This window comes from Mesorhizobium sp. M1227 (assembly GCF_040318315.1).
Taxonomy (GTDB): Bacteria; Pseudomonadota; Alphaproteobacteria; order Rhizobiales; family Rhizobiaceae; genus Mesorhizobium.
Genome location: NZ_JAMYLZ010000001.1, coordinates 97,851 through 117,383 on the forward strand (window position 1 = coordinate 97,851; position 19,533 = coordinate 117,383).

Sequence of the window (19,533 nt, forward strand, 5' to 3'; positions counted from 1 at the left end):
TGAAACCAGCTGATTTACCAAGGAAGCGGGCCATCATCGTTGAAGTACCCGGCGGTCGGGCCATCGGCGTCCAAGGTCGCCAGGTGAATGACGATCTCGGCCGCCTGCTGCACCGTGCGGTGACCTTTATACCCGTTGAGATCGGTGGCAGTGTAGCCGGGCGCCGCGGCGTTGACCTTGATGCCTTGCGGTGCGAGCTCCCTGGCGAAGGCCACCGTGATGGCGTTCAAGGCTGTCTTGGAGCTGCCGTAGCCCATCATGTTAACGGCGTGGTTCGCAGTGGCGGGATCGAGCGCCCGGCCGATGGACCCGGTGGAGCTGCTCACCATCACGATCCGGGCAGCAGGTGCTGCCAGCAGCAGCGGCAGGAATGCCTGGGTCACGCGGATCGGGCCGAAGACATTGACGTCGTAGGTGGCCTGGATGTCGGCGATCCGCTGCTGGCTCGGCGGCAGGTCGTAATTGATGGCGACGCCGGCGTTGTTCACCAGCACGTCGAGGCAGGGACTGGCCTGCCCGAACGCCTCGGTTGCCGCCGCCACACTGTCATCCCGCGTGACGTCCAGCTCAAGCCACTCTACGTCGAGGCCTTCGGCACGCAATGCCTGCGCCGCCGCCATGCCGCGTTCGGCGCTTCTGGCGCCGAGCCAGACCTTGAAGCCCATGGTCGCCAGTCGCCGGGCGATTTCACGGCCTATACCCTTGTTGGCGCCGGTCACCAGCGCGCTTTTCGATGTTCTCATAATCGGTGTCTCCATTTTTCTTGTGGAAGACCCACAAATGGTGCGAGGCAGCGGGCGTTGCGCGCCGGAAATTCTCCGGTTCTTGCCTAATCCTCTCACGCTGTTGCGCAGCCGGTGCGAATGCGCGATGCTGGCGCAATGAGCGAAGCGCTGCAGGAGTTGATCGAGATCGCCAGCCGCCATGCGCGCGGGCGAAGAACAAGAACGGCGATTCCCCGCGTTTCGATCGGCCGCAGCGAAGTCGCCACGGCGCCAATACCAGGAGTGTGGGGGTCGGGGATCTTATTCGTACTGCAGGGCGCGAAGACGGTTCTGATCGGCGACCGGGCTCTTCGTTACAATCCGGCCAGCTATTTCATCTATACTGTCGAGACGCCCACCATCAGCCAGATAATCGAAGCGAGCACGGCGCGTCCTTACCTGGCCATTGGCTTGACCCTTGACCTGCAGGCCGTCGCCGCGCTCCTCGTCGAGCACGCGCCGGCCCTCAGTGGCGACAGTTTCTCCACCTCTCCCGCTGATGACGATCTGCTCGACGCGTTGCGTCGAATGATGCGGCTGCTTGACCGGCCAGCGGAGATTCCCGTGCTCGCGACCATGATCGAGCGAGAGATGCTGTTTCGGCTCCTGCAAGGCCCCCAAGGCGGAAAGCTTCGTGAACTTGCGCGCGCCGATGGCCATCTGTCCCGGATTGGCCGGGCGATCGCCTGGATCCGTTCGCATCCCCATCAGCCGGTCCGGGTCGGCGACCTGGCCGAGATTGCCCGTATGAGCAGTGCTGCGTTTTATCGTCACTTCAAGGCGGCAACGGCCATGAGCCCAATCCAGTATCAAAAGCAAATCCGCTTGCTGGAAGCCCGCCATCTGCTGATTGCCCAGCCGGGCAACGTCGCACGTGTCGCCTTCGCCGTCGGCTATGTGAGTGCTTCCCAGTTCAGCCGGGAGTATGCCCGCCAGTTCGGGTCGCCGCCTGCACGCGACGCAGCGCGGCTTTCGGCAGAAGGCGAAACGGCAATAGAGGTGATCTAAGGCTTGCGCTTGCGGCCGCTATCGCGCCGCTTCTCGCCGACCGCGACGGTCAGCGCCATAGCCAAAGCCATCGTCGCCGACAGCGAGCGGAAGCCGGCGAAATCGGCCTCGGCGACCTCGAACCAGACCCTGGCGAATTGAGCGAGTGGCGAAAAGGAGCTGTCGGTAATCGCCACGATCGGCACGCCTTGCTCCGAAATGACGCGCGCCTCCTCGATGGTGGCCGGGGCATAGGGCGAAAAGCTGATGGCGATCACGGCGTCCCTTGGAGAGGCAAAGCCGATCATCTCTGCATTGAGGCCGGCGGCCGATTCGATCAGCTGGTTGCGGATCTTGAGCTTGCCCAATGCATAGGCGATATAGGAGGCGACCGGGTAGGAGCGCCGCTTGGCCAGCACGTAAATGGTTTCGGCCTTGGCCAGCACGGTGATCGCATCTTCGAAATGGTCTTCATTCAGCGTGCGCGAAATGTCGTTGAGCGAGGTACTGGCTGCGGCAACAAAACCGTCGAAAATCGCGCGGTGGCCGGCGCCTTCCTCGGCCTTGGCGCGCAATGCCGCCAGCCTTTCATCATAGGATGAGTTGCGCTCGCGCAGGCGCTCGCGAAACACCAACTGCAGGCTGGTGAAACCATCAAAACCAAGCTGCTGGGCAAAGCGGATCAGGGTCGAAGGCTGGACACCGGCGGAAGCGGCGATGCTGGCAGCGGTGCCGAAGGCGATATCGTCTGGGTTGTCGAGCGCATAGGCGGCGATCTGGGCGATACGTTTCGGCAGGCTCTGACGCCGCTCCAGTATCGTCGCCCGCAGCGTCTCGAAATCGCGCGGCACCCGTTCGTCCATCGTCGCTCCGCCCAGGCTCATCGTCTGGTTCCCTCTGTGGCCCATCATAGCGGGCCTGTGCAAGAACACCATAAAAAATGAGACAAGCGTTCCATCTGCAGACAAAATGGACTAATTCATCCACACAAATTTTGCGCACAGGGAGGCAAGCGGATGGTCGGGGTAGGTCTTATCGGCACGGGTTTCATGGGCAAGTGCCACGCCATTGCCTGGAACGCGGTCGGCACCGTCTTTCCCGATGTGGCCAAGCCAAGGCTGGTCCATCTGGGCGAGGTCAACGAGGATCTTGCCAAACGCCGTGCCAGCGAATTCGGCTTCGCCAAGGCGTCCGGTGACTGGCGCGCCGTCGTCGACGACCCGGATATCGATGTCATCTCGCTGACCACGCCGAACCAGTTCCACCCGGAAATGGCCATCGCCATCCTCGAAGCCGGCAAGCATCTGTGGTGTGAAAAACCGATGGCGCCAAGTTTTGCGGAGGCGCAAGCAATGGCTGCGGCGGCCCAAAAGTCGGGCAAAGTCGCCGCGCTCGGCTATAACTACATCCAGAACCCCGCAATCCGCCATATCGGCGCGCTGCTCGACGAGAAGATCATCGGCGAGGTCAACCATCTGCGTATCGAGATGGACGAGGACTTCATGGCCGATCCGGAGGCGCTGTTCTTCTGGAAGCACGAGGCGGCGTCCGGTTACGGCGCGCTCGACGATTTCGCCGTGCATCCGCTGTCGCTCATCGCCGTACTGTTCGGCCGCGTTGCCCGCGTCATGTGCGACATGGCCAGACCCTATGCCGACCGCCGCGTCGCCTCGGGCGGGCGCCGCGCGGTCGAGACCTACGACATCGCCAGCATCCTGATGCATCTCGAAAACGGCATCGCCGGCACGCTGCTGGTCAACCGTTCGGCCTGGGGCCGCAAAGGCCGGATCGCCATCCAGATTTTTGGCTCGAAGGGCTCGATCCTGTACGACCAGGAGCGGATGAATGAGTTCCAACTCTATCTGACGGCCGACCGGCCGACCGAGCAAGGCTATCGCACCATCCTGGTGGCGCCGCATCATAAGCCTTATGACGCCTTCCTGCCGGCGCCCGGCCACGGCCTCGGCTTTAATGACCTCAAGATTATCGAATGCCGGGAACTGTTGACGCGACTTGCCGGCAAGCCGGCGCGGATCATCGATTTCGACGAAGGCCTGGAGATCGAGCGCACGGTGCACGCGATGGCGCGCTCGTTCGCGGAACAGCGCTGGATGGAGGTGCGGTAGTAAGCCCGCGCTGGTCTCCCCTTCCCCCCTTGTGGGAGAAGGGGAGACCGAGCGAAGCTCGGTCGGATGAGGGGTGTTGGACGGATCGCTACAGCGAAGCAATAAACGCTTAAAATCCCTCAATTTTTTTGCGCCGAGTTTCTTCCAGCACCCCTCATCCGGCTCGGCGCTGCGCGCCGATCCACCTTCTCCCACAAGGGGAGAAGGGTCAGGGCCGGCATTGGCTGCCTCAGGCGGCTCCCGGACGGCCAGCGATCGTGGCGCGTCGCGCCGACCGGCGCTGCTCGACGGCGTCGGCAAGGCCGTGCAGCACGGTCTCGGTGGTCGCCCAGTCGATGCAGCCATCGGTGATGCTCTGGCCATAGAGGAGCGGCTTGCCGGGCACGACGTCCTGCCGGCCGGCGACGAGGTTGCTCTCGATCATGATGCCGATGATGCGCTCGTCGCCTGCCGCGATCTGGCCCGCCACGTCAGCCGCCACCAGCGGCTGGTTTTCCGGCTTCTTGTTGCTGTTGGCATGACTGACATCGATCATTAGCCGAGGTGCCACGCCGATCCGGCCGAGCTCAGCGGAGGCAGCAGCTATGCTTGCCGCGTCGTAGTTGGGCACAATGCCGCCGCGCAGGATGACGTGGCAGTCCTCGTTGCCGGTGGTCGTCGCGATGGCGCTGCGCCCACCTTTCGTCACCGCCATGAAATGGTGCGGCTGGGCGGCGGATTTCACGGCCTCGGCCGCGATCCGCAAATTGCCGTCGGTGCCGTTCTTGAAGCCGACCGGGCAGGACAGGCCTGATGCGAGTTCGCGGTGGATCTGGCTCTCGGTCGTGCGCGCGCCGATCGCTCCCCAGGCGACGAGGTCGGCAATATATTGCGGGGTGGCCATGTCGAGGAATTCCGTCGCCGCCGGCAGGCCGAGATTGTTGACGGCGGAGAGCACGTTGCGTGCCATCCTCAGGCCCTTGTCAATGTTGAAGCTGCCGTCGAGGTCGGGATCGTTGATCAGGCCCTTCCAGCCGACCGTCGTGCGCGGCTTCTCGAAATAAACCCGCATCACGATCTCCAGCCGGTCCGACAGGCTTTCACGCAGCGATGCCAAACGGCTGGCATAGTCTACGGCAGCGGCCGGGTCGTGGATCGAACAGGGGCCGACGACAACCACCAGCCGGTCGTCGGCGCGGGTCAGCACGGCGTGGATGGCATTGCGTGATGCGGCAACGGTGCGCGTCGCCGTCAGCGTGCGCGGTATCTCCCGCATCACCTCGTCGGGTGTGCTCAGTTCCCTTATTTCTTTGACCCGAAGATCGTCTGTGGTCGTCAACACGGCTTATGCTCCTGATTGGGGAGACCTGCCGGCTGAAACAAAAAAGCCGCCAGGTCTGGCGGCTGTTCGGATATTGTTGCTGCAATCTTCAGATCGAGCGCAATCCTCCCGCCGCCAGCGAGTAGCTAAAGTACCAAAACGAGGCGGTCAGGTGGATCATCCGGTTCATATAGTCGAAGCGTAGGCGCTTGTCACGTGTCTGGTGAGGAGGAGGTTTACTCCAGCCCATTCGCGATTGGCTGAAGCCCCCCGAACTTCGTCATCCTCGGGTCTGCGCCGCGTCGCTGCGCTCCTTGCTCCGCCCGTGGATGACGAAGTGATGGGCGGCGTTCCGCTAGACTTGCCGGCGTTATTCCGGTGACGCCCCGGCGATGCTCTGATCGTAGTCGACCAGCGACCCGGTCATGACGCCGGACTGCGGGCTGATTATATAGCTGATCAACCGGGCAAGCTGCGCCGGCTTCACCAATTGGCCCATCGGCTGCGCGGCCTCGGCCCTTTCCAGCCAGTCGTCCGGGGCGTCGTGCCATTTCTTCTGCACGATCGCCTCGCCCTCGGTGTCCATCCAGCCGGGCAGCACCGCATTGCAGCGGATGCGATTGCCGCGATAGGCGTTGGCGACATTCTTGGTGAGTGTCGCCAGCGCTCCCTTGCTCGACGAATAGGGCGCCAGGAACGACTGGCCGCAATGCGCCGACATCGACAGCACGTTGACGATCGAGCCCGGTGCCTGGCGCGCCAGCAAATGCGCCACCACGCCCTGCATCAGGAAAAACGGGCCCCGCACATTGGTCTGGAATATCTGGTCGAACAGATCCTCGGAGGTCTCGACCAGCGAGCCGCGGGCCGAGGTGGCAGCGGCGTTGACCAGCGCGTTGACGGAACCAAAATGGCCAATCGCCGTTTCGACCGCACGCTTGCAGTCGGCCACTTTTGAGACGTCGGCGCTGATGAAGATGGCATCGACGCCTGCCCCCTTGAGGATGGCGACAGCCTTGTCGCCCTTCTCCTGCGAGCGGCCGATCAGTGCCAGCGCCCGGCAGCCCTCATCGGCCAGCGCTTCGGCGACGGCAAAGCCGATGCCTTGTGCGCCGCCGGTGACGATGGCGCGTGTTTCGGAATTGCGACCGGCTGAACCGTTCATCGCCTTGCTCCTGTGCTTGATAGTCAGATTGTTTTGTCGAGGCGGACGGTCTTGCCTTCCTTGGCCGATTTCAGCGCCGCATCCGCCAGCCTGAGCGCCACCAGCCCGTCCTTGCCGCTCGGCGTCGCCTTCTTGCCTGACGTCGCTGCCGCGATGAAGGCAGCGATCTCGTTGGCATAAGCGTCGAGATAACGGGTCATGAAGAAATCGTGCAGCGGCGGCCGCGTATAGCCTTTCTCATTGGCCAGTTCGATCGACACCGGCCGCTGGTTCTCGGCCGCAATCATGCCTTTCGAGCCATGCACCTCGATGCGCTGGTCGTAGCCGTAGGTGGCGCGGCGTGAGTTGGAGATAACGCATTGCTTGCCGGAGGCAGTTTCGAGGATGACGCTGACGCTGTCGAAGTCGCCGGCCTCGCCGATCTTCTTGTCGACCAGCACCGAAGCATGCGCGCTGACCGCCACCGGCTCCTCGCCGAGCAGGAAGCGCGCCATGTCGAAATCATGAATGGTCATGTCGCGGAAGATGCCGCCCGAGCGGCCGATATAATCAAGCGGCGGCGGGCCGGGATCGCGCGAGGTGATTGTCACCATTTCGACAGTGCCGATGGCGCCGTCGTCGATCGCCTTGCGCACGGCGGCAAAATGCGGATCGAAGCGGCGGTTGAAGCCGACCATCAGGGTGGCGCCGGCCTTGTCGACGACGGCCAGGCATTCTTCCACTCTGCCGGCGTCGAGATCGATCGGCTTTTCGCAGAAAATCGCCTTGCCCGCCTTGGCGAAGCGTTCGATCAGGTCGGCATGAGTGTCGGTCGGCGTGCAGATGACGACCGCGTCGATATCGCCGGCCTTCTCGATGGCATCGATGCTGCGCACTTCGGCGCCATAGGCAGAGGCCAGATCGGTCGCCGCCTTCTCGAAGGCGTCGGCAACCGCAACCAGCCTGGCCTGCGGATTGGAACCAACGGCGCGAGCATGGACCTTGCCGATACGGCCGGCACCGAGAAGAGCAAAGCGAAGAGGCATGAAGAATTTTCCTTTGAAGATGGTTCGGAGGGGAGGCGTCAGCGCCTGTGGCTCGGCGTTGGCCGTTACGCGGCAAGTTCCGCCTGCCCGGTCTTGGCGCCGGTGATGTAGGAGACGATATCGTTGCCGTCGGTGTCCTGCTTGCGCAAATTGGCGACGATGCGGCCGCGCCGGAAAACGACGATGCGGTCGACCAGGTCGAACACCTGGCGCATGTTGTGAGAGATCAGGATCAGCGGTTCACCATTCTCCTTCAGCGTGCGGATAATGTTTTCGACCTGCATCGTCTCCTGCACGCCGAGTGCCGCCGTCGGCTCATCCATGATGATGAGCTTGGAGGCGAAGGTTGCGGTTCTGGCAATTGCCACGCACTGGCGCTGGCCGCCCGACATATGGCGGATGGTGTTGGAAAGATTGGGGATCTTGACCGCCGTGCGGACCAAGGCTGCCTCGGTCGCCTTGCGCATGAACTTGCGATCGAGGATCGAGAAGGGTCCTAGATTGAACAGCACCCGCTCGCGGCCGAGGAACAGGTTCGACGGCACGTCGAGGTCGTCGGCGAGCGCCAGGTTCTGGAACACCGTCTCGATGCCCGCCTCGCGGGCTTCGATGGGGCCGGCAAAATTCACTTCCTTGCCGTCGAACCACATCCTGCCACTGGTGCGCTGCTCGACGCCGGTGATCTGGCGTACGAAGGTCGATTTCCCCGCGCCGTTGTCGCCCATGATAGCGACATGCTCGCCCTTGCGCAGCTCGAAGTCGGCACCCTCCAGCGCATGGACGCCGCCATAATACTTGGTCAGGTTTTCGGTCTTCAGGACGATGTCCGACATGATCAAGCCCTCATTGCCCGCAGGCGTTGGCGCCACTGGTCGAGAACGACTGCGCCGACGATGATCACGCCTTTGACCATCTCCTGATAATAGGCGTCGAGGCGCAGAAAGGTGAAGCCGGAGATGATCACGCCGAAGATCAGCGAGCCGATCACCGTTCCGATGATCGAGCCGCGGCCGCCCGACAGCGAGACACCGCCGATAACCGCCATGGCGATCGCATCGAGCTCGTACATTACACCCATGCCGGCTTGGGCGGTGAGATTCTTGGAGCTCAGCACCACGGCGGCGAGCGCGGCGAGGACGCCGGCAATGACGTAGACGAGGATCTTGTGGTTGGCGATGTTGATGCCGGACATGCGCGCGGCGTCCTCATTGGAGCCGATCGCATAGCAGTGCTTGCCATATTTGGTGTAACTCAGGATCAGCTGGAACAGCACTGCGAGCGATATGAAAATGATGACCGGCATCAGCCCCTTGCCGATGGCGGCGAAACTCTCGGTCGGAAACGAGATCGGCTGCCCCTTTGACCACCATTTGGCGATGCCGCGCGCGGTGACCATCATGCCGAGCGTGGCGATGAACGGCGGGATGCGCGTGTAGGCGATCAAAGCGCCGTTGACCAGGCCGGCCAGCAGGCCGCAGCCGATCGCGACCAGCACGGGCACGATCACCGGCAGGTCGGTCCAGCCCTGGGCGATGAACATCGCCTTCGGGTTCGGGTTGCCATTGACGGTCGCCACCTGGGCGAAGCTCATGGCTATCATCGCCGTGGCGCCGACGATCGAACCTGAGGACAGGTCGATGCCGCCGGTAATGATCACCTGCGTCACGCCGATGGCAATAATGCCGACGATCGACACCTGCAGGATGATGATCTGCAGGCGCGCTTCGTTGAAGATCGCATCGATATTGTCGCGGGTATTGAAAAGGAAGCTGTCGCCCAGGAAAACCCGGCCGATCAGCTCGAAAGCGCCGACCAGGATGACGAGCGCCAGGAAGACGTTGAATTCGGCCGGCCATGCGCGCCGTTTCGCATCATAGCTGAGCCCGCCGACGCCGTGAGATGTCTGTGCCAATCGTGCTTCCTCCGTCAGCCACGGTCTCCACTCGGCGCTGTTCAGGCCGAGAGGGAAAAGCAGAGCGGCGCTGTCTTACTTTGGCGCGCCGCTCCGTATCGGACAGGTCCGCCTCAGTTCTTCTTCAGGAACTTGTCGATATTTGCCGGCGTGACCAGCTGGAACGGGATGTAGACCTTGTGCTCGACCTTCTCGCCCTTCGCCAGCTTGAGCGCCGCGTCAAGCGCGCCGGCACCCTGGCCGGCCGCGTCCTGGAACACCGTCGCATCGAGGTCGCCCGCCTGCATCGCGGCAAGCGCATCCTGGGTAGCGTCGACCCCGCCGACGACAACCGACTTCATGTCGATGTTGGCGGCCTTCATCGCCTGGATGGCGCCGATGGCGCTTTCGTCATTATTGGCGATGACGCCGTCGAACGGCTTGCCGGTCGACAGCCAGTTGGTCATCAGGTTCTGCGCTTCTTCGCGCTTCCAGTTCGACGTCTGCTTGTCGATGATCTTGATGAAGCTGCACTCCGGTGTGGCGATCACGTCATCAATGTCCTTGGTGCGCTGCACCGCTGCCTGGTTCGACAGCTCGCCCATGATCACATAGACATTGGCTTCAGTCTTGCCGGCCTCCTTGAAGAGGCGGCAGACCTCCTTGGTCTCGAGCGTGCCGGAATCGGCTTCGTTCGAGGCGACGAAGGCCTGGTTTTCGGGCAGCGTGTCGACGTTGACCGGCTCGCGATTGACATAGACCAGTGGAATCTTGGCAGCGGCGGCTGCGTCCGACATTGCCTGGGTCGCCGAGGTGTCGACCGGGTTGACGATGATGGCGTCGACGCCTGAGGCGGCGAAGTTCTTGATCTGGTCGAGTTGCTTGGCGACGTCGTTCTGCGCATCCTCCACCTGCAGCTCGACGCCGTCCATGCCCTTGGCCTGTTCAATCATGCCGTTGCGCAGCACGGTGAGAAAATTGTCGTCGAACAACGCCATCGACACGCCGATCTTGGCGGCAAAGGCGGACGAACTCATCAGCGCCGCGAACGCGACGCCCAAAAGCAGTTTTTTCATTTTATTTCTCCTCCACATTGGTGTCCGGCTGCACCGATCTACCCGGAATCCCCGATCTCGCAGGGAATTCTCTCCCGATTGCCATTTTTGGTTCCAGAGGCATTTGCCTGAAACAGATCTTCCGGAACGAAAGAACCAAAATGCTCAGATGGTGAAATATTTATTCCATTTCGCGTGGGCGTCAAGCGAGATTTCGCCATGAGGAATGGATTTTCGGCATTTCGAGCGCTTTTGGACGGACGCTCAGGCAAGCGAGGCCTGAAAGCATTCTGATAGATTACATCATGTCTGCCGCCGATGACTGCGACGTCAGATGTTTTCTGGCAGATAAATGTCGAAGGGCAGAAAGGTCTGGCCCGGCGCATTCGCAGCGCCGGTCTCGATGGCATGCGCCATCAGCCCGACAAGCTCGCGGCAAAGCGCCGCCAGTGGCGTCGAGATCACCATGGTCAGGAAATTATCCGCCAGCGCCGCGCGGGAGTCGGGCGTGATCTCGTTGCAGACGACCGCCGGCATCTCAGCCGGCTTTGCCTCCCTCAGCGCCGAGATCGCGCCTTCCATGCCGCCACCGGCGACATAGCAACCGGCGAGATCAGGGTGGCGGGCCAGAAGCTCGATCATTGCATCATGCGTGATCTGGTTCGCTTCCAGATTGACCAACGTCTCGAGGAGAGTGAATTCCGGCGCCTGCTCGCGAAAGAAGGAGCGAAAACCGATCTCGCGAAGCTCATGGCCATGGAAGCGATGGCTGCCGACGAAGAGGGCAACCTTGCCAGGTCTCTTCGCGGCCTTCGAGATCATCCAGGCAGCGGTGCGGCCGACCTTGCGATTGTCCAGGCCAACATAGCCCTCGCGAATACCGGATGCAAAGTCGGAAAGCAGGGAGAACACCGGTACGCCATTGGCTTTCAGAGCCTCGACGGCGACCGTCAGCGTCGGGTGATCAGGCCCGACCAGGGCGACGGCCCTGGATTTGGCGGCCAGCTTGCGCATCCGCTCGACGATCTCGTCCGGCGCCAGCGAAGCGGCGAAGTCGATGGTCGCCACGCCGCGAAAGCGCGGCGACTGCGATACCGCCAGTTCAAGCTCGCGGGCAAATTCGCTGTAGAAGACGTCCTCCCGCCTCAACAGCAGGAACCCGAGCCGGTATTCGGGCAATTCATGGCGCATCCGCTGCTTGATCAATCCGGCTGCGTGATAGCCGATGCTGGTCGCGGCCTCATAGACGCGGCGCGCGGTTTCCTCGCGCACCGGCAAGCGGTTGTTCAGCACTCGATCGACGGTGGCAACGCTGACCCCCGAAATGCGCGCCAGGTCGGTGATCGTCGGGCGTTTCGCCATCGCTGCCTCATTCCACTGTTTGGTCCTTTTACACCATTCTGATGGAAAATGATAGAAACTATCTTTGTGATATTGAGCCTATCAGGGCTCGGCGTTATTTTGAACGCTGACCGAATATGATCGAGGCCTCCGCTATGGTGGATATTGGACTCCGAACCGGGAATACGAGAGCCGCAGCAGCGTCCCGACGCGACTACAGCCTGATCGGCCGCGACGCGAAGCTTGCCGTCGAGAGCGGGCTGGCGGCGGCCGAGTGGTATCACACCGACGTGCCGCGCAAGCAGATGAAGGAGCTGATGCAGCGCTCCGACGGCCCGGCGATCCGCGACACCATCATCTGGCTCGGCACCATGATCCTCAGCGGCGCCGGCGCCGCCTGGTTCTGGGGCAGCTGGTGGTGCGTGCCGTTCTTCTTCGTCTACGGCGTCCTCTACGGTTCCTCCACCGACTCACGCTGGCACGAATGCGGCCACGGCACCGCTTTCAGGACGCAGTGGATGAACAACGTGGTCTATCAGGTCGCCTGCTTCATGATCATGCGCAACCCGGTGACCTGGCGCTGGAGCCACACGCGACATCATACCGATACCATCATAGTCGGCCGCGATCCGGAGATCTCGGTGATGCGTCCGCCCGATCTGCTGCGCGCGGTGCTCAACTTCGTCGGCATTCTCGACGCCTGGCATGCGATGAGCGACATGCTGCGCAATGCAGCCGGTATCGTCAGTCCGGCCGAAAGAACCTTCATTCCCGACCAGGAGCAGCCGAAGGCAATTCGCATTGCCCGCATCTGGACGACAATCTATGCCGCGACCATTGCGCTGGCGCTCTATACCGGCTCGTTCCTGCCGCTGATGCTGGTCGGTCTGCCCAGGCTTTACGGTGCCTGGCACCATGTCATGGTCGGCCTGCTGCAGCATGGCGGCCTGGCTGAAAACGTCACCGATCACCGGCTCAACAGCCGCACCGTCTACATGAACCCGATAAGCCGCTTCATCTACTGGAACATGAACTACCACGTCGAGCATCACATGTTTCCCATGGTGCCCTATCACGCGCTGCCCAGGCTGCACGAACTGATCAAGCACGATCTGCCGGCGCCGACACCATCCATCCTGGCCGGCTACCGCGAGATGATACCGGCTTTCCTGCGCCAGCTGCGCAATGAGGATTATTTCATCAAGCGCGAACTGCCGCCGACGGCGCGGCCCTATCGCGAGGATTTCCACAGCGATAACGCTGCTGTTGCGGTGGCTGCTGAATGACAAGCCCATGCCAACGCACCAAACATCGAGGGACCCGTAAATGAGCGACTGGGTCGAGGCCTGTGACGCCGAGGACATCGACGAAGAAGACGTGATGCGCTTCGACCATGGCGGCCGCACCTTTGCCATCTATCGCAGCCCCGACGACGGGTATTTCGCCACCGACGGGCTTTGCACGCATGAGAAGGTGCATCTGGCGGACGGGCTGGTCATGGACGACGTCATCGAGTGCCCGAAGCATAATGGCCGCTTCAACTACAAGACAGGGGCTGCCAGGGGCGCGCCGGTCTGCGTCGATCTAAGAACTTATCCGGTCAAAGTCGACGCCGGCAAAGTCCTTGTCCGGATCGGTTGATGATGACGAAGGGAATGGTCATCATCGGCGCCGGCGAATGCGGCGGGCGCGCCGCCCTTGCGCTGCGCGAGCTCGGCTATGATGGCCCGGTGACGCTGGTCGGCGACGAGCCGCATCTGCCCTATGAGCGCCCGCCGCTGTCGAAAGACGCGATGGTTGCCGACGCGCCCCTGATCAAGGCGATCGCCAGTGAGGCGGTTCTGGCCGAAAGATCGATCAGGCATATCCATTCGGTCCAGGCGGTGGCGATCGTCCGAGAGGCGCATGTCGTGCGCCTCTCGGACGGTTCCGCCCTGGCCTACGACAAGCTCCTGCTGGCGACCGGTTCGGTGCCGCGCAAGCTGCCTATGCCGGGCCTTGGCGGGCGCTGCGTCTACCTCCGGACCTTCAACGACGCGCTGGCCATTCGCGCCCATCTCAGCGCCGGAAATCGCATCGCCATAGTCGGCGGCGGCTTCATCGGGCTTGAGCTTGCCGCGGCGGCACGCAGACTGGGTGCCGCGGTCACCATCATCGAGGCGCAGCCGCGCATCTTGATGCGCGGCGTGCCAGCCGAGATCGCTGAGGTCATCCATCAGGCGCATGAAGCGGAAGGCGTGAAAATCCTGTGCGGCGAGGGCATCGCCGCCATTGCCGATGATGGCGCCGAAGTGCGCATCGCGCTCGCCGGTGGACACGACATTGTCGCCGATCTTGCCGTGATCGGCATCGGCGCCGTGCCGGTGACCGGACTTGCCGCGGAGGCGGGGCTGACCGTCGACAATGGTGTCGCCGTCGACGCCGAGCTTCGCACCAGCGACCCGGATATCTTTGCCGCCGGCGACTGCTGTTCGTTTCCGCTCGCCCTCTATGGCGGCCGGCGCGTGCGGCTCGAAGCCTGGCGCAACGCACAGGAGCAGGGCGCGCTCGCCGCAAGGAATATGCTTGGCGCCGGCGAGGCCCACGCCGCAGTGCCGTGGTTCTGGTCGGATCAGTACGGCCTGACCTTGCAGATCGCCGGCCTGTCGGACGAAGGCCGCAGCATCGTGCGCCGCGACCTCGGCGACGGCGCCTTCATCCTGTTCCACCTCGCCGAGGACGGCAGGCTGGTTGCGGCAAGCGGCATCGGCGCCGGCAACGCGGTCGCCCGCGACATAAGGCTGGCCGAGATGCTGATTGCGAAGCAGGCAAGGCCGGCGCCGGAAGCGCTAGGCTCGCAGACCATCAAGTTAAAGTCGCTGCTGGCGGCTTGATCCGCCGCGTGGATAATTGGCCGAGCGCGTTCGGCTAAAACAGCGCCTTCAGCTCCGGCAGCTTGTCGTTGACCAGCCAGCCATAGTAATTTTCCTCGGGCAGTTTTTCCGGCTCGCCCGCAGCGCGGCGCTTGTCGTTCTCGGCCTTCAGCGCATAGGCGCGCTGTTCGGGGTTGCCGACATTGTAGAGCGTCGACGTGATGCCGGGATTGCCTGAGATGTCAAAGCCGGCAATGCTTCTATAGGCGTCGATCGATTTCCGGATTGTTGCTGCGACATAAGGCAGTGTCAGGTCAGGATCCATGATGGTCTTGTAGACCGCGTTGGGATCGCCGACGTTGAGTTCCGGCAGGCCGGAAACCTTGTGCACGAGGTCGCTCATTTGCAGTGCCGTCAGCGGATTGAGCTGGCCAAGGCCAAAAGTCTGGCCGGCATAATAAGGCTGGAAGAAAGTGGCGCCTAAGCGGTCGTTGGGAAAGCTCTCGCCGTCGACGGTCTTGCCGCGGAACGACCGGTTCCACACCTGTTCGCGGCACTCCCACAGATCGTAGCTGTCGGACTTCCCTGCGCATTTCGCAAATTGCGGCCGCTGCACGAAATCGGAGATATCCTCGCCATCATAGGCAAAGGAGAGCTTGCTCGACAGATACGAAATCGCCTTGACGTAGTAGGTCTGCAGCCGGTCGTAGGCATCGACATTGTAGGTGTGCTCGCCGACGATGGCGCCGACGATATGCATTGGGTCGATGCCATAGGCCGCGGCTGCCTGCTTGATCTTGCCGCGCAACTCGGCATCGTTCTGGAGCAGCGCAAAGACTTTGCGGTATTTCGCCTGGAAGGTGGTGTTGGTCGCCTGGGTGCGCCGGCTCGAAGCGCCCGGTATGTCGGGCTGCTCGGTGTTGCGGTTGCCCGGCGGCACCATCGTTGCCGCTTGCGCGGCGAACATGGCTGCCGCCAGCGTCAGCCCCAAAATGACGAGGATCAGTTTTTTCATGCGCCGCCGCCCAAATAGTCGCCGGCAAACTAGGTAATGCTCCACCGGGAGTCGAGAGACGCCTGCACCCGACGGGACGAAAGCTTGCCGGATGCTTCCATTTGGCCACACATCGGGAATGCTGGGCCAAATTGGGGAGGCCGGGAGCAATTCCCCGACCCTCTTCGAGAATGAAGCGTCTCCTACAAGATGAAACGCGACAAGTCCGTGTTTCTGGAGAGGTCGCCGACATGCTTCTCGACATAGGCGGCATCGATGGTCACCGAGGTGCCGTTGCGGTCCGGCGCGTCATAGGAGATATCGTCCAGCACCCGTTCCATCACCGTCTGCAGCCGCCTGGCGCCGATATTCTCGACGCTGGCGTTAAGGTCCACGGCGATGCCGGCCAACGAATCGATCGCGTCATCGGTGAAGACCAGGTCGACGCCTTCGGTCTTCATCAGCGCGATATACTGCTTGATCAGGCTGGCTTCGGTCTCGGTGAGGATGCGGACGAAATCGTCCTTCTCCAGCGCCCGCAGCTCGACGCGGATCGGCAGGCGGCCCTGCAATTCCGGCAGCAGGTCGGAGGGCTTGGCGACGTGGAACGCACCCGAGGCGATGAACAGGATGTGGTCGGTCTTCACCGGTCCATATTTGGTCGCAACCGTGGTGCCTTCGACCAGCGGCAGCAGGTCGCGCTGCACACCTTCACGCGAAACACCGGCACCGATGCCGCCTTCGCGCGAGGCGATCTTGTCAATCTCGTCAAGGAAGACGATGCCGTCATTCTCGGTCGATTCGAGTGCCCTGCGCACCACTTCGTCCTGATCGAGCAGCTTGTCGGACTCGTCGCTGATCAACAGCCCGTAGGATTCCTTGACGGTCGTCTTGCGCAACTTGGTCTTCTTGCCGCCCATCGCCTTCGACAGCATGTCGTTGATGTTGAGCACGCCGATATTGGCGCCCGGCATGCCGGGAATCTCGAAGCCAGGCATGCCGCCATTGCCGGTATCGGCCACTTCGATCTCGATCTCCTTGTCGTCGAGTTCGCCGTCGCGCAGCTTCTTGCGGAAACTGTCGCGGGTGGCCGGGCTCGCCGTCTTGCCGACGAGCGCTTCGAGCACCCGTTCCTCGGCGTTGATGTGGGCACGCGCCTTGACGTCCTCGCGCATCTTCTCGCGCACCAGCCCGATGGCGATCTCGACCAGATCGCGGATGATCTGCTCGACATCGCGGCCGACATAACCGACCTCGGTGAACTTGGTGGCTTCGACCTTGACGAAAGGCGCACCGGCAAGGCGTGCCAGGCGGCGTGAAATCTCGGTCTTGCCGACACCGGTCGGGCCGATCATCAGGATGTTCTTCGGCATCACCTCTTCGCGCATCTGGCCCTCGAGCTGCTGGCGGCGCCAACGGTTGCGCAAGGCAATCGCCACGGCACGCTTGGCGTCTTTCTGGCCGATGATGAAGCGGTCGAGTTCCGAAACGATTTCGCGGGGAGAGAAGGTGCTCATGTCACTAAATTCCACTTTGCCACTGCCGAATGGACTCGAACGGATGCAGCAGCATGATCACGTTGAGTGTCAGATTGTCCCGGATGAGATAGCCGACACCGAATTCGAAGATGAGGGCGAGGGTCACGATCACCCATATAGGAAGCCTTCGCGCCATGACAAACCCCAGCACCATGGCCAGCGTGTCGGACACCGAATTGATGATGCTGTCGCCATAATAGTCGAGCGAGATTGTGCCGGCGCGGTAGCGGTCGATGATGAAAGGGCTGTTCTCGAGCAACTCCCAGCCGCCCTCTATAACCACCGCAAAGGCCAGCCTGAGCCCGATCGGCGAGCGCGGGAAAAGGAACCACGCCAGCGCATAGAACAAGAAGCCGTGAATGATGTGCGAGAAGCTGTACCAGTCGGAAATATGCTGGGAATTCTCGGAGCTCTGCACAATGCCGTGCCACAGCTTGACATAGCCGCAGGTACAGATCGGCGTCCGCCCCATGCCGTAGAGGACCCCGGCCTGGAAGATGACCAGGCCGAGGACCAGCAGAAGCCCCATTCGCCAGCTGTCTTCGTAGGCCGAGACGGTTTTGTCGCTGGATACGCTCATGCTGCTATTGCCCCTCTTTTGCGTCACCCTGTTCGGCGTCACCCTCTGGGGCATCAATCGCCATCAGCACGGCATCGCCATATTCCGACTTCCTGCGATCGATAGCCCTGAAACCGGCCTTTTCATAGGCACGGATAGCCCGTGCATTGGCGGGGTCCGGGTCGATGATGACGCGCGGCGTACCTTCCTCGAAAAGCTGCTCGACGAACTGCCGGACGATCGCCGAGCCGTGGCCGACCCCGACAAGCCCCGGCACGCCGATCGACAGATCGATGCCGAGCGTGCCGAACGGCTGGTCGCTATAGGGATGGCCGTCCTCCAGATGCGGATCGTAGCTCTGCAAATAGCCGATGGGCTTTCCGTCGAGCTCGATAATCAGCGGCTCGACCGAAATGCTGTCGATATGCTCGCGGATCTCCGCAATCTCGGTCTCTGGGTCGTTCCACCATTCGGCGACATGCGGCTCGGCAAGCCAGCCGGCGATCATCGGCAGGTCCCTCTGGGTCACCGGCCGAAAACCATAGCGGAGGCTCCGCTCAGGCGGCATCGAGGGTTTCGACGACGAAGTTGTTGTTGGTGTAGACGCAAATGTCTGACGCGATCTGCATCGCCTTGCGGGCGATCTCCTCTGCGCCCTTGTCGCTGTCCATCAGGGCGCGGGCCGCGGCCAACGCGTAGTTGCCGCCGGAGCCGATGGCCATGACGCCAAATTCGGGCTCCAGCACGTCGCCGGTGCCGGTCAACGCCAGCGACACCGACTTGTCGGCCACCAGCATCATTGCTTCCAGCCGGCGCAAATAACGGTCGGTGCGCCAGTCCTTGGCGAGCTCGACGCAGGCGCGTGTCAGCTGGTCGGGATATTGTTCGAGCTTGGCTTCGAGCCGCTCCAGCAGCGTGAAGGCATCGGCGGTGGCGCCGGCGAAGCCGGCAATGACGTTGCCGCCCTTGCCGATGCGGCGCACCTTCTTGGCGTTGCCCTTCATGATGGTCTGGCCGAGGCTGACCTGGCCGTCGCCGGCGATCACCACCTTGCCGCCCTTGCGCACGGTCAGGATGGTCGTGGCATGCATGGTCAGTTCATTCGACATTTTCTGCTCCGTTCAGCACCGATCCCATTAAGGCGATCGGCGCGTTACGAGTGATTTGATCGGCCATATGTATGTATAGGCCGGATGATTGCAAACCGGCCATCCACCGGGTCGGATCGGGCTCCGCAGCGGTAACTGGCAATCGCCGGATCATGCTGCTAGAAGGCTTTCGTTTTCAGGCATGTGAAGGCCTGAACCGTGCAAATCTGAGACAAGGATGAGGTCATGGCGCCCCGTTCCGCCGAGATAAGCCGCAAGACCAGGGAAACCGACATCGCCGTGTCGGTTCAGGTCGACGGCTCGGGCAAATCCGACATTTCGACGGGCGTCGGCTTCTTCGACCATATGCTGGACCAGTTGTCGCGCCATTCGCTGATCGACATGACCGTGAAGGCCAAGGGCGACCTGCACATAGACGACCACCATACGGTCGAGGATACGGGCATCGCGCTCGGCCAGGCGCTGGCCAAGGCGTTGGGCGAGCGGCGCGGCATCATGCGCTACGCCTCGATCGATCTCGCCATGGACGAGACACTGACGCGGGCGGCAATCGATGTCTCCGGCCGGCCTTTTCTGGTCTGGAATGTTTCGTTCTCGTCGCCGAAGATCGGTACGTTCGACACCGAGCTGGTGCGCGAATTCTTCCACGCGCTGGCGCAGAATGCCGGCATCACGCTTCATGTCACCAATCATTACGGCGCCAACAACCACCACATCGCCGAGACCTGCTTCAAGGCCGTGGCGCGTGTGTTGCGTTCGGCGCTTGAGCGCGACCCGCGCCAGCCGGACGCGGTTCCCTCCACCAAGGGATCCCTGAAAGGATAGCG

At 62.3% G+C, this 19,533-nt stretch carries 20 protein-coding genes; 6 read left to right on the forward strand and 14 right to left on the reverse strand.

Annotated features, from left to right (window positions below; translation table 11 throughout):
• Positions 1-14: 14 nt before the first annotated feature.
• Positions 15-743, reverse strand: a complete 729-nt coding sequence (locus NKH28_RS00495) for an SDR family oxidoreductase (protein WP_352977762.1) — start codon at positions 741-743, stop codon at positions 15-17.
• A gap of 138 nt (positions 744-881) precedes the next feature.
• Between NKH28_RS00495 and NKH28_RS00500 the strand changes: the two genes are divergently transcribed.
• Entirely contained in the window at positions 882-1,772 is an 891-nt protein-coding gene (locus tag NKH28_RS00500; RefSeq protein ID WP_352977505.1) for an AraC family transcriptional regulator, read from the forward strand.
• Here NKH28_RS00500 and NKH28_RS00505 read toward each other — a convergent pair.
• Positions 1,769-2,614: a MurR/RpiR family transcriptional regulator gene (locus NKH28_RS00505; RefSeq protein WP_352540037.1), complete on the reverse strand. Its 846-nt coding sequence runs from the start codon at positions 2,612-2,614 to the stop codon at positions 1,769-1,771. The genes NKH28_RS00500 and NKH28_RS00505 overlap by 4 nt on opposite strands.
• Before the next feature lie 153 nt (positions 2,615-2,767).
• On the opposite strand from NKH28_RS00505, the gene NKH28_RS00510 reads away from it, so the two are divergent.
• Positions 2,768-3,877 carry a Gfo/Idh/MocA family protein gene (locus NKH28_RS00510; RefSeq protein WP_352977507.1) on the forward strand — a complete coding sequence of 370 codons (1,110 nt, stop codon included), beginning with the start codon at positions 2,768-2,770 and terminating at the stop codon, positions 3,875-3,877.
• A 229-nt stretch (positions 3,878-4,106) separates the two neighbouring features.
• Here NKH28_RS00510 and NKH28_RS00515 read toward each other — a convergent pair whose 3' ends face one another.
• The 7 genes from NKH28_RS00515 to NKH28_RS00545 all read right to left on the reverse strand — a co-directional run bounded on the left by NKH28_RS00515 (position 4,107) and on the right by NKH28_RS00545 (position 11,675).
• Positions 4,107-5,198 (reverse strand): 3-deoxy-7-phosphoheptulonate synthase, encoded by a 1,092-nt coding sequence (locus tag NKH28_RS00515; protein WP_352977509.1) that lies wholly within the window; start codon positions 5,196-5,198, stop codon positions 4,107-4,109.
• A gap of 349 nt (positions 5,199-5,547) precedes the next feature.
• The gene (locus NKH28_RS00520) at positions 5,548-6,342 is read right to left on the reverse strand and encodes an SDR family oxidoreductase (protein WP_352977511.1); all 795 of its coding nucleotides are present in this window, start codon (positions 6,340-6,342) and stop codon (positions 5,548-5,550) included.
• 23 nt (positions 6,343-6,365) lie between these two features.
• The gene (gene iolG, locus NKH28_RS00525; RefSeq protein WP_352977513.1) at positions 6,366-7,367 is read right to left on the reverse strand and encodes an inositol 2-dehydrogenase; all 1,002 of its coding nucleotides are present in this window, start codon (positions 7,365-7,367) and stop codon (positions 6,366-6,368) included.
• 65 nt (positions 7,368-7,432) lie between these two features.
• Positions 7,433-8,200 carry an ATP-binding cassette domain-containing protein gene (locus NKH28_RS00530; RefSeq protein WP_023677519.1) on the reverse strand — a complete coding sequence of 256 codons (768 nt, stop codon included), beginning with the start codon at positions 8,198-8,200 and terminating at the stop codon, positions 7,433-7,435.
• A gap of 2 nt (positions 8,201-8,202) precedes the next feature.
• Positions 8,203-9,279, reverse strand: coding sequence for an ABC transporter permease (locus tag NKH28_RS00535; RefSeq protein WP_292655972.1), 1,077 nt, complete (start codon positions 9,277-9,279; stop codon positions 8,203-8,205).
• Positions 9,280-9,392: 113 nt separating this feature from the next.
• Positions 9,393-10,334: a sugar ABC transporter substrate-binding protein gene (locus tag NKH28_RS00540; RefSeq protein WP_352451673.1), complete on the reverse strand. Its 942-nt coding sequence runs from the start codon at positions 10,332-10,334 to the stop codon at positions 9,393-9,395.
• 309 nt (positions 10,335-10,643) lie between these two features.
• Positions 10,644-11,675: a LacI family DNA-binding transcriptional regulator gene (locus tag NKH28_RS00545; RefSeq protein WP_023677522.1), complete on the reverse strand. Its 1,032-nt coding sequence runs from the start codon at positions 11,673-11,675 to the stop codon at positions 10,644-10,646.
• Positions 11,676-11,791: 116 nt separating this feature from the next.
• On the opposite strand from NKH28_RS00545, the gene NKH28_RS00550 reads away from it, so the two are divergent.
• Genes NKH28_RS00550 through NKH28_RS00560 form a run of 3 tightly spaced genes read left to right on the forward strand, consistent with a single transcriptional unit; the run spans position 11,792 to position 14,527 of the window.
• Positions 11,792-12,940, forward strand: coding sequence for a fatty acid desaturase family protein (locus NKH28_RS00550; RefSeq protein WP_502906579.1), 1,149 nt, complete (start codon positions 11,792-11,794; stop codon positions 12,938-12,940).
• Positions 12,941-12,980: 40 nt separating this feature from the next.
• Positions 12,981-13,295 carry a MocE family 2Fe-2S type ferredoxin gene (locus NKH28_RS00555; protein WP_352472320.1) on the forward strand — a complete coding sequence of 105 codons (315 nt, stop codon included), beginning with the start codon at positions 12,981-12,983 and terminating at the stop codon, positions 13,293-13,295.
• 2 nt (positions 13,296-13,297) lie between these two features.
• Positions 13,298-14,527 carry an NAD(P)/FAD-dependent oxidoreductase gene (locus tag NKH28_RS00560; RefSeq protein ID WP_352769803.1) on the forward strand — a complete coding sequence of 410 codons (1,230 nt, stop codon included), beginning with the start codon at positions 13,298-13,300 and terminating at the stop codon, positions 14,525-14,527.
• Between the two features lie 34 nt (positions 14,528-14,561).
• Here the strand turns inward: NKH28_RS00560 and NKH28_RS00565 are convergent, their stop codons facing one another.
• The 5 genes from NKH28_RS00565 to hslV form a co-directional block, all read right to left on the reverse strand.
• Entirely contained in the window at positions 14,562-15,521 is a 960-nt protein-coding gene (locus tag NKH28_RS00565) for a DUF1402 family protein (protein WP_352977515.1), read from the reverse strand.
• 182 nt (positions 15,522-15,703) lie between these two features.
• Complete coding sequence (hslU, locus tag NKH28_RS00570) at positions 15,704-17,017, reverse strand: ATP-dependent protease ATPase subunit HslU (RefSeq protein WP_254815924.1); 1,314 nt, start codon at positions 17,015-17,017, stop codon at positions 15,704-15,706.
• Positions 17,018-17,021: 4 nt separating this feature from the next.
• Positions 17,022-17,618, reverse strand: a complete 597-nt coding sequence (locus NKH28_RS00575; protein WP_254815925.1) for a DUF2585 domain-containing protein — start codon at positions 17,616-17,618, stop codon at positions 17,022-17,024.
• A 4-nt stretch (positions 17,619-17,622) separates the two neighbouring features.
• Positions 17,623-18,165 (reverse strand): GNAT family N-acetyltransferase, encoded by a 543-nt coding sequence (locus tag NKH28_RS00580; protein ID WP_352977517.1) that lies wholly within the window; start codon positions 18,163-18,165, stop codon positions 17,623-17,625.
• On the reverse strand, positions 18,155-18,706 hold the full coding sequence (gene hslV, locus NKH28_RS00585) for an ATP-dependent protease subunit HslV (RefSeq protein WP_254815927.1): 552 nt from the start codon (positions 18,704-18,706) through the stop codon (positions 18,155-18,157). The genes NKH28_RS00580 and hslV overlap by 11 nt, the downstream gene beginning before the upstream one ends.
• Positions 18,707-18,931: 225 nt before the next feature.
• On the opposite strand from hslV, the gene hisB reads away from it, so the two are divergent.
• On the forward strand, positions 18,932-19,531 hold the full coding sequence (hisB, locus tag NKH28_RS00590) for an imidazoleglycerol-phosphate dehydratase HisB (protein WP_352769582.1): 600 nt from the start codon (positions 18,932-18,934) through the stop codon (positions 19,529-19,531).
• Positions 19,532-19,533: the final 2 nt, after the last annotated feature.

What these genes read in the sequence shown, in the direction of transcription:
- NKH28_RS00495 (WP_352977762.1), bottom strand. Translation starts at nt 743, where the DNA reads ATGAGAACATCGAAAAGCGCGCTGGTGACCGGCGCCAACAAGGGTATA.
- NKH28_RS00500 (WP_352977505.1), top strand. Translation starts at nt 882, where the DNA reads ATGAGCGAAGCGCTGCAGGAGTTGATCGAGATCGCCAGCCGCCATGCG.
- NKH28_RS00505 (WP_352540037.1), bottom strand. Translation starts at nt 2,614, where the DNA reads ATGGACGAACGGGTGCCGCGCGATTTCGAGACGCTGCGGGCGACGATA.
- NKH28_RS00510 (WP_352977507.1), top strand. Translation starts at nt 2,768, where the DNA reads ATGGTCGGGGTAGGTCTTATCGGCACGGGTTTCATGGGCAAGTGCCAC.
- NKH28_RS00520 (WP_352977511.1), bottom strand. Translation starts at nt 6,342, where the DNA reads ATGAACGGTTCAGCCGGTCGCAATTCCGAAACACGCGCCATCGTCACC.
- iolG (WP_352977513.1), bottom strand. Translation starts at nt 7,367, where the DNA reads ATGCCTCTTCGCTTTGCTCTTCTCGGTGCCGGCCGTATCGGCAAGGTC.
- NKH28_RS00530 (WP_023677519.1), bottom strand. Translation starts at nt 8,200, where the DNA reads ATGTCGGACATCGTCCTGAAGACCGAAAACCTGACCAAGTATTATGGC.
- NKH28_RS00540 (WP_352451673.1), bottom strand. Translation starts at nt 10,334, where the DNA reads ATGAAAAAACTGCTTTTGGGCGTCGCGTTCGCGGCGCTGATGAGTTCG.
- NKH28_RS00545 (WP_023677522.1), bottom strand. Translation starts at nt 11,675, where the DNA reads ATGGCGAAACGCCCGACGATCACCGACCTGGCGCGCATTTCGGGGGTC.
- NKH28_RS00550 (WP_502906579.1), top strand. Translation starts at nt 11,792, where the DNA reads ATGATCGAGGCCTCCGCTATGGTGGATATTGGACTCCGAACCGGGAAT.
- NKH28_RS00555 (WP_352472320.1), top strand. Translation starts at nt 12,981, where the DNA reads ATGAGCGACTGGGTCGAGGCCTGTGACGCCGAGGACATCGACGAAGAA.
- NKH28_RS00560 (WP_352769803.1), top strand. Translation starts at nt 13,298, where the DNA reads ATGACGAAGGGAATGGTCATCATCGGCGCCGGCGAATGCGGCGGGCGC.
- NKH28_RS00565 (WP_352977515.1), bottom strand. Translation starts at nt 15,521, where the DNA reads ATGAAAAAACTGATCCTCGTCATTTTGGGGCTGACGCTGGCGGCAGCC.
- hslU (WP_254815924.1), bottom strand. Translation starts at nt 17,017, where the DNA reads ATGAGCACCTTCTCTCCCCGCGAAATCGTTTCGGAACTCGACCGCTTC.
- NKH28_RS00575 (WP_254815925.1), bottom strand. Translation starts at nt 17,618, where the DNA reads ATGAGCGTATCCAGCGACAAAACCGTCTCGGCCTACGAAGACAGCTGG.
- NKH28_RS00580 (WP_352977517.1), bottom strand. Translation starts at nt 18,165, where the DNA reads ATGCCGCCTGAGCGGAGCCTCCGCTATGGTTTTCGGCCGGTGACCCAG.
- hslV (WP_254815927.1), bottom strand. Translation starts at nt 18,706, where the DNA reads ATGTCGAATGAACTGACCATGCATGCCACGACCATCCTGACCGTGCGC.
- hisB (WP_352769582.1), top strand. Translation starts at nt 18,932, where the DNA reads ATGGCGCCCCGTTCCGCCGAGATAAGCCGCAAGACCAGGGAAACCGAC.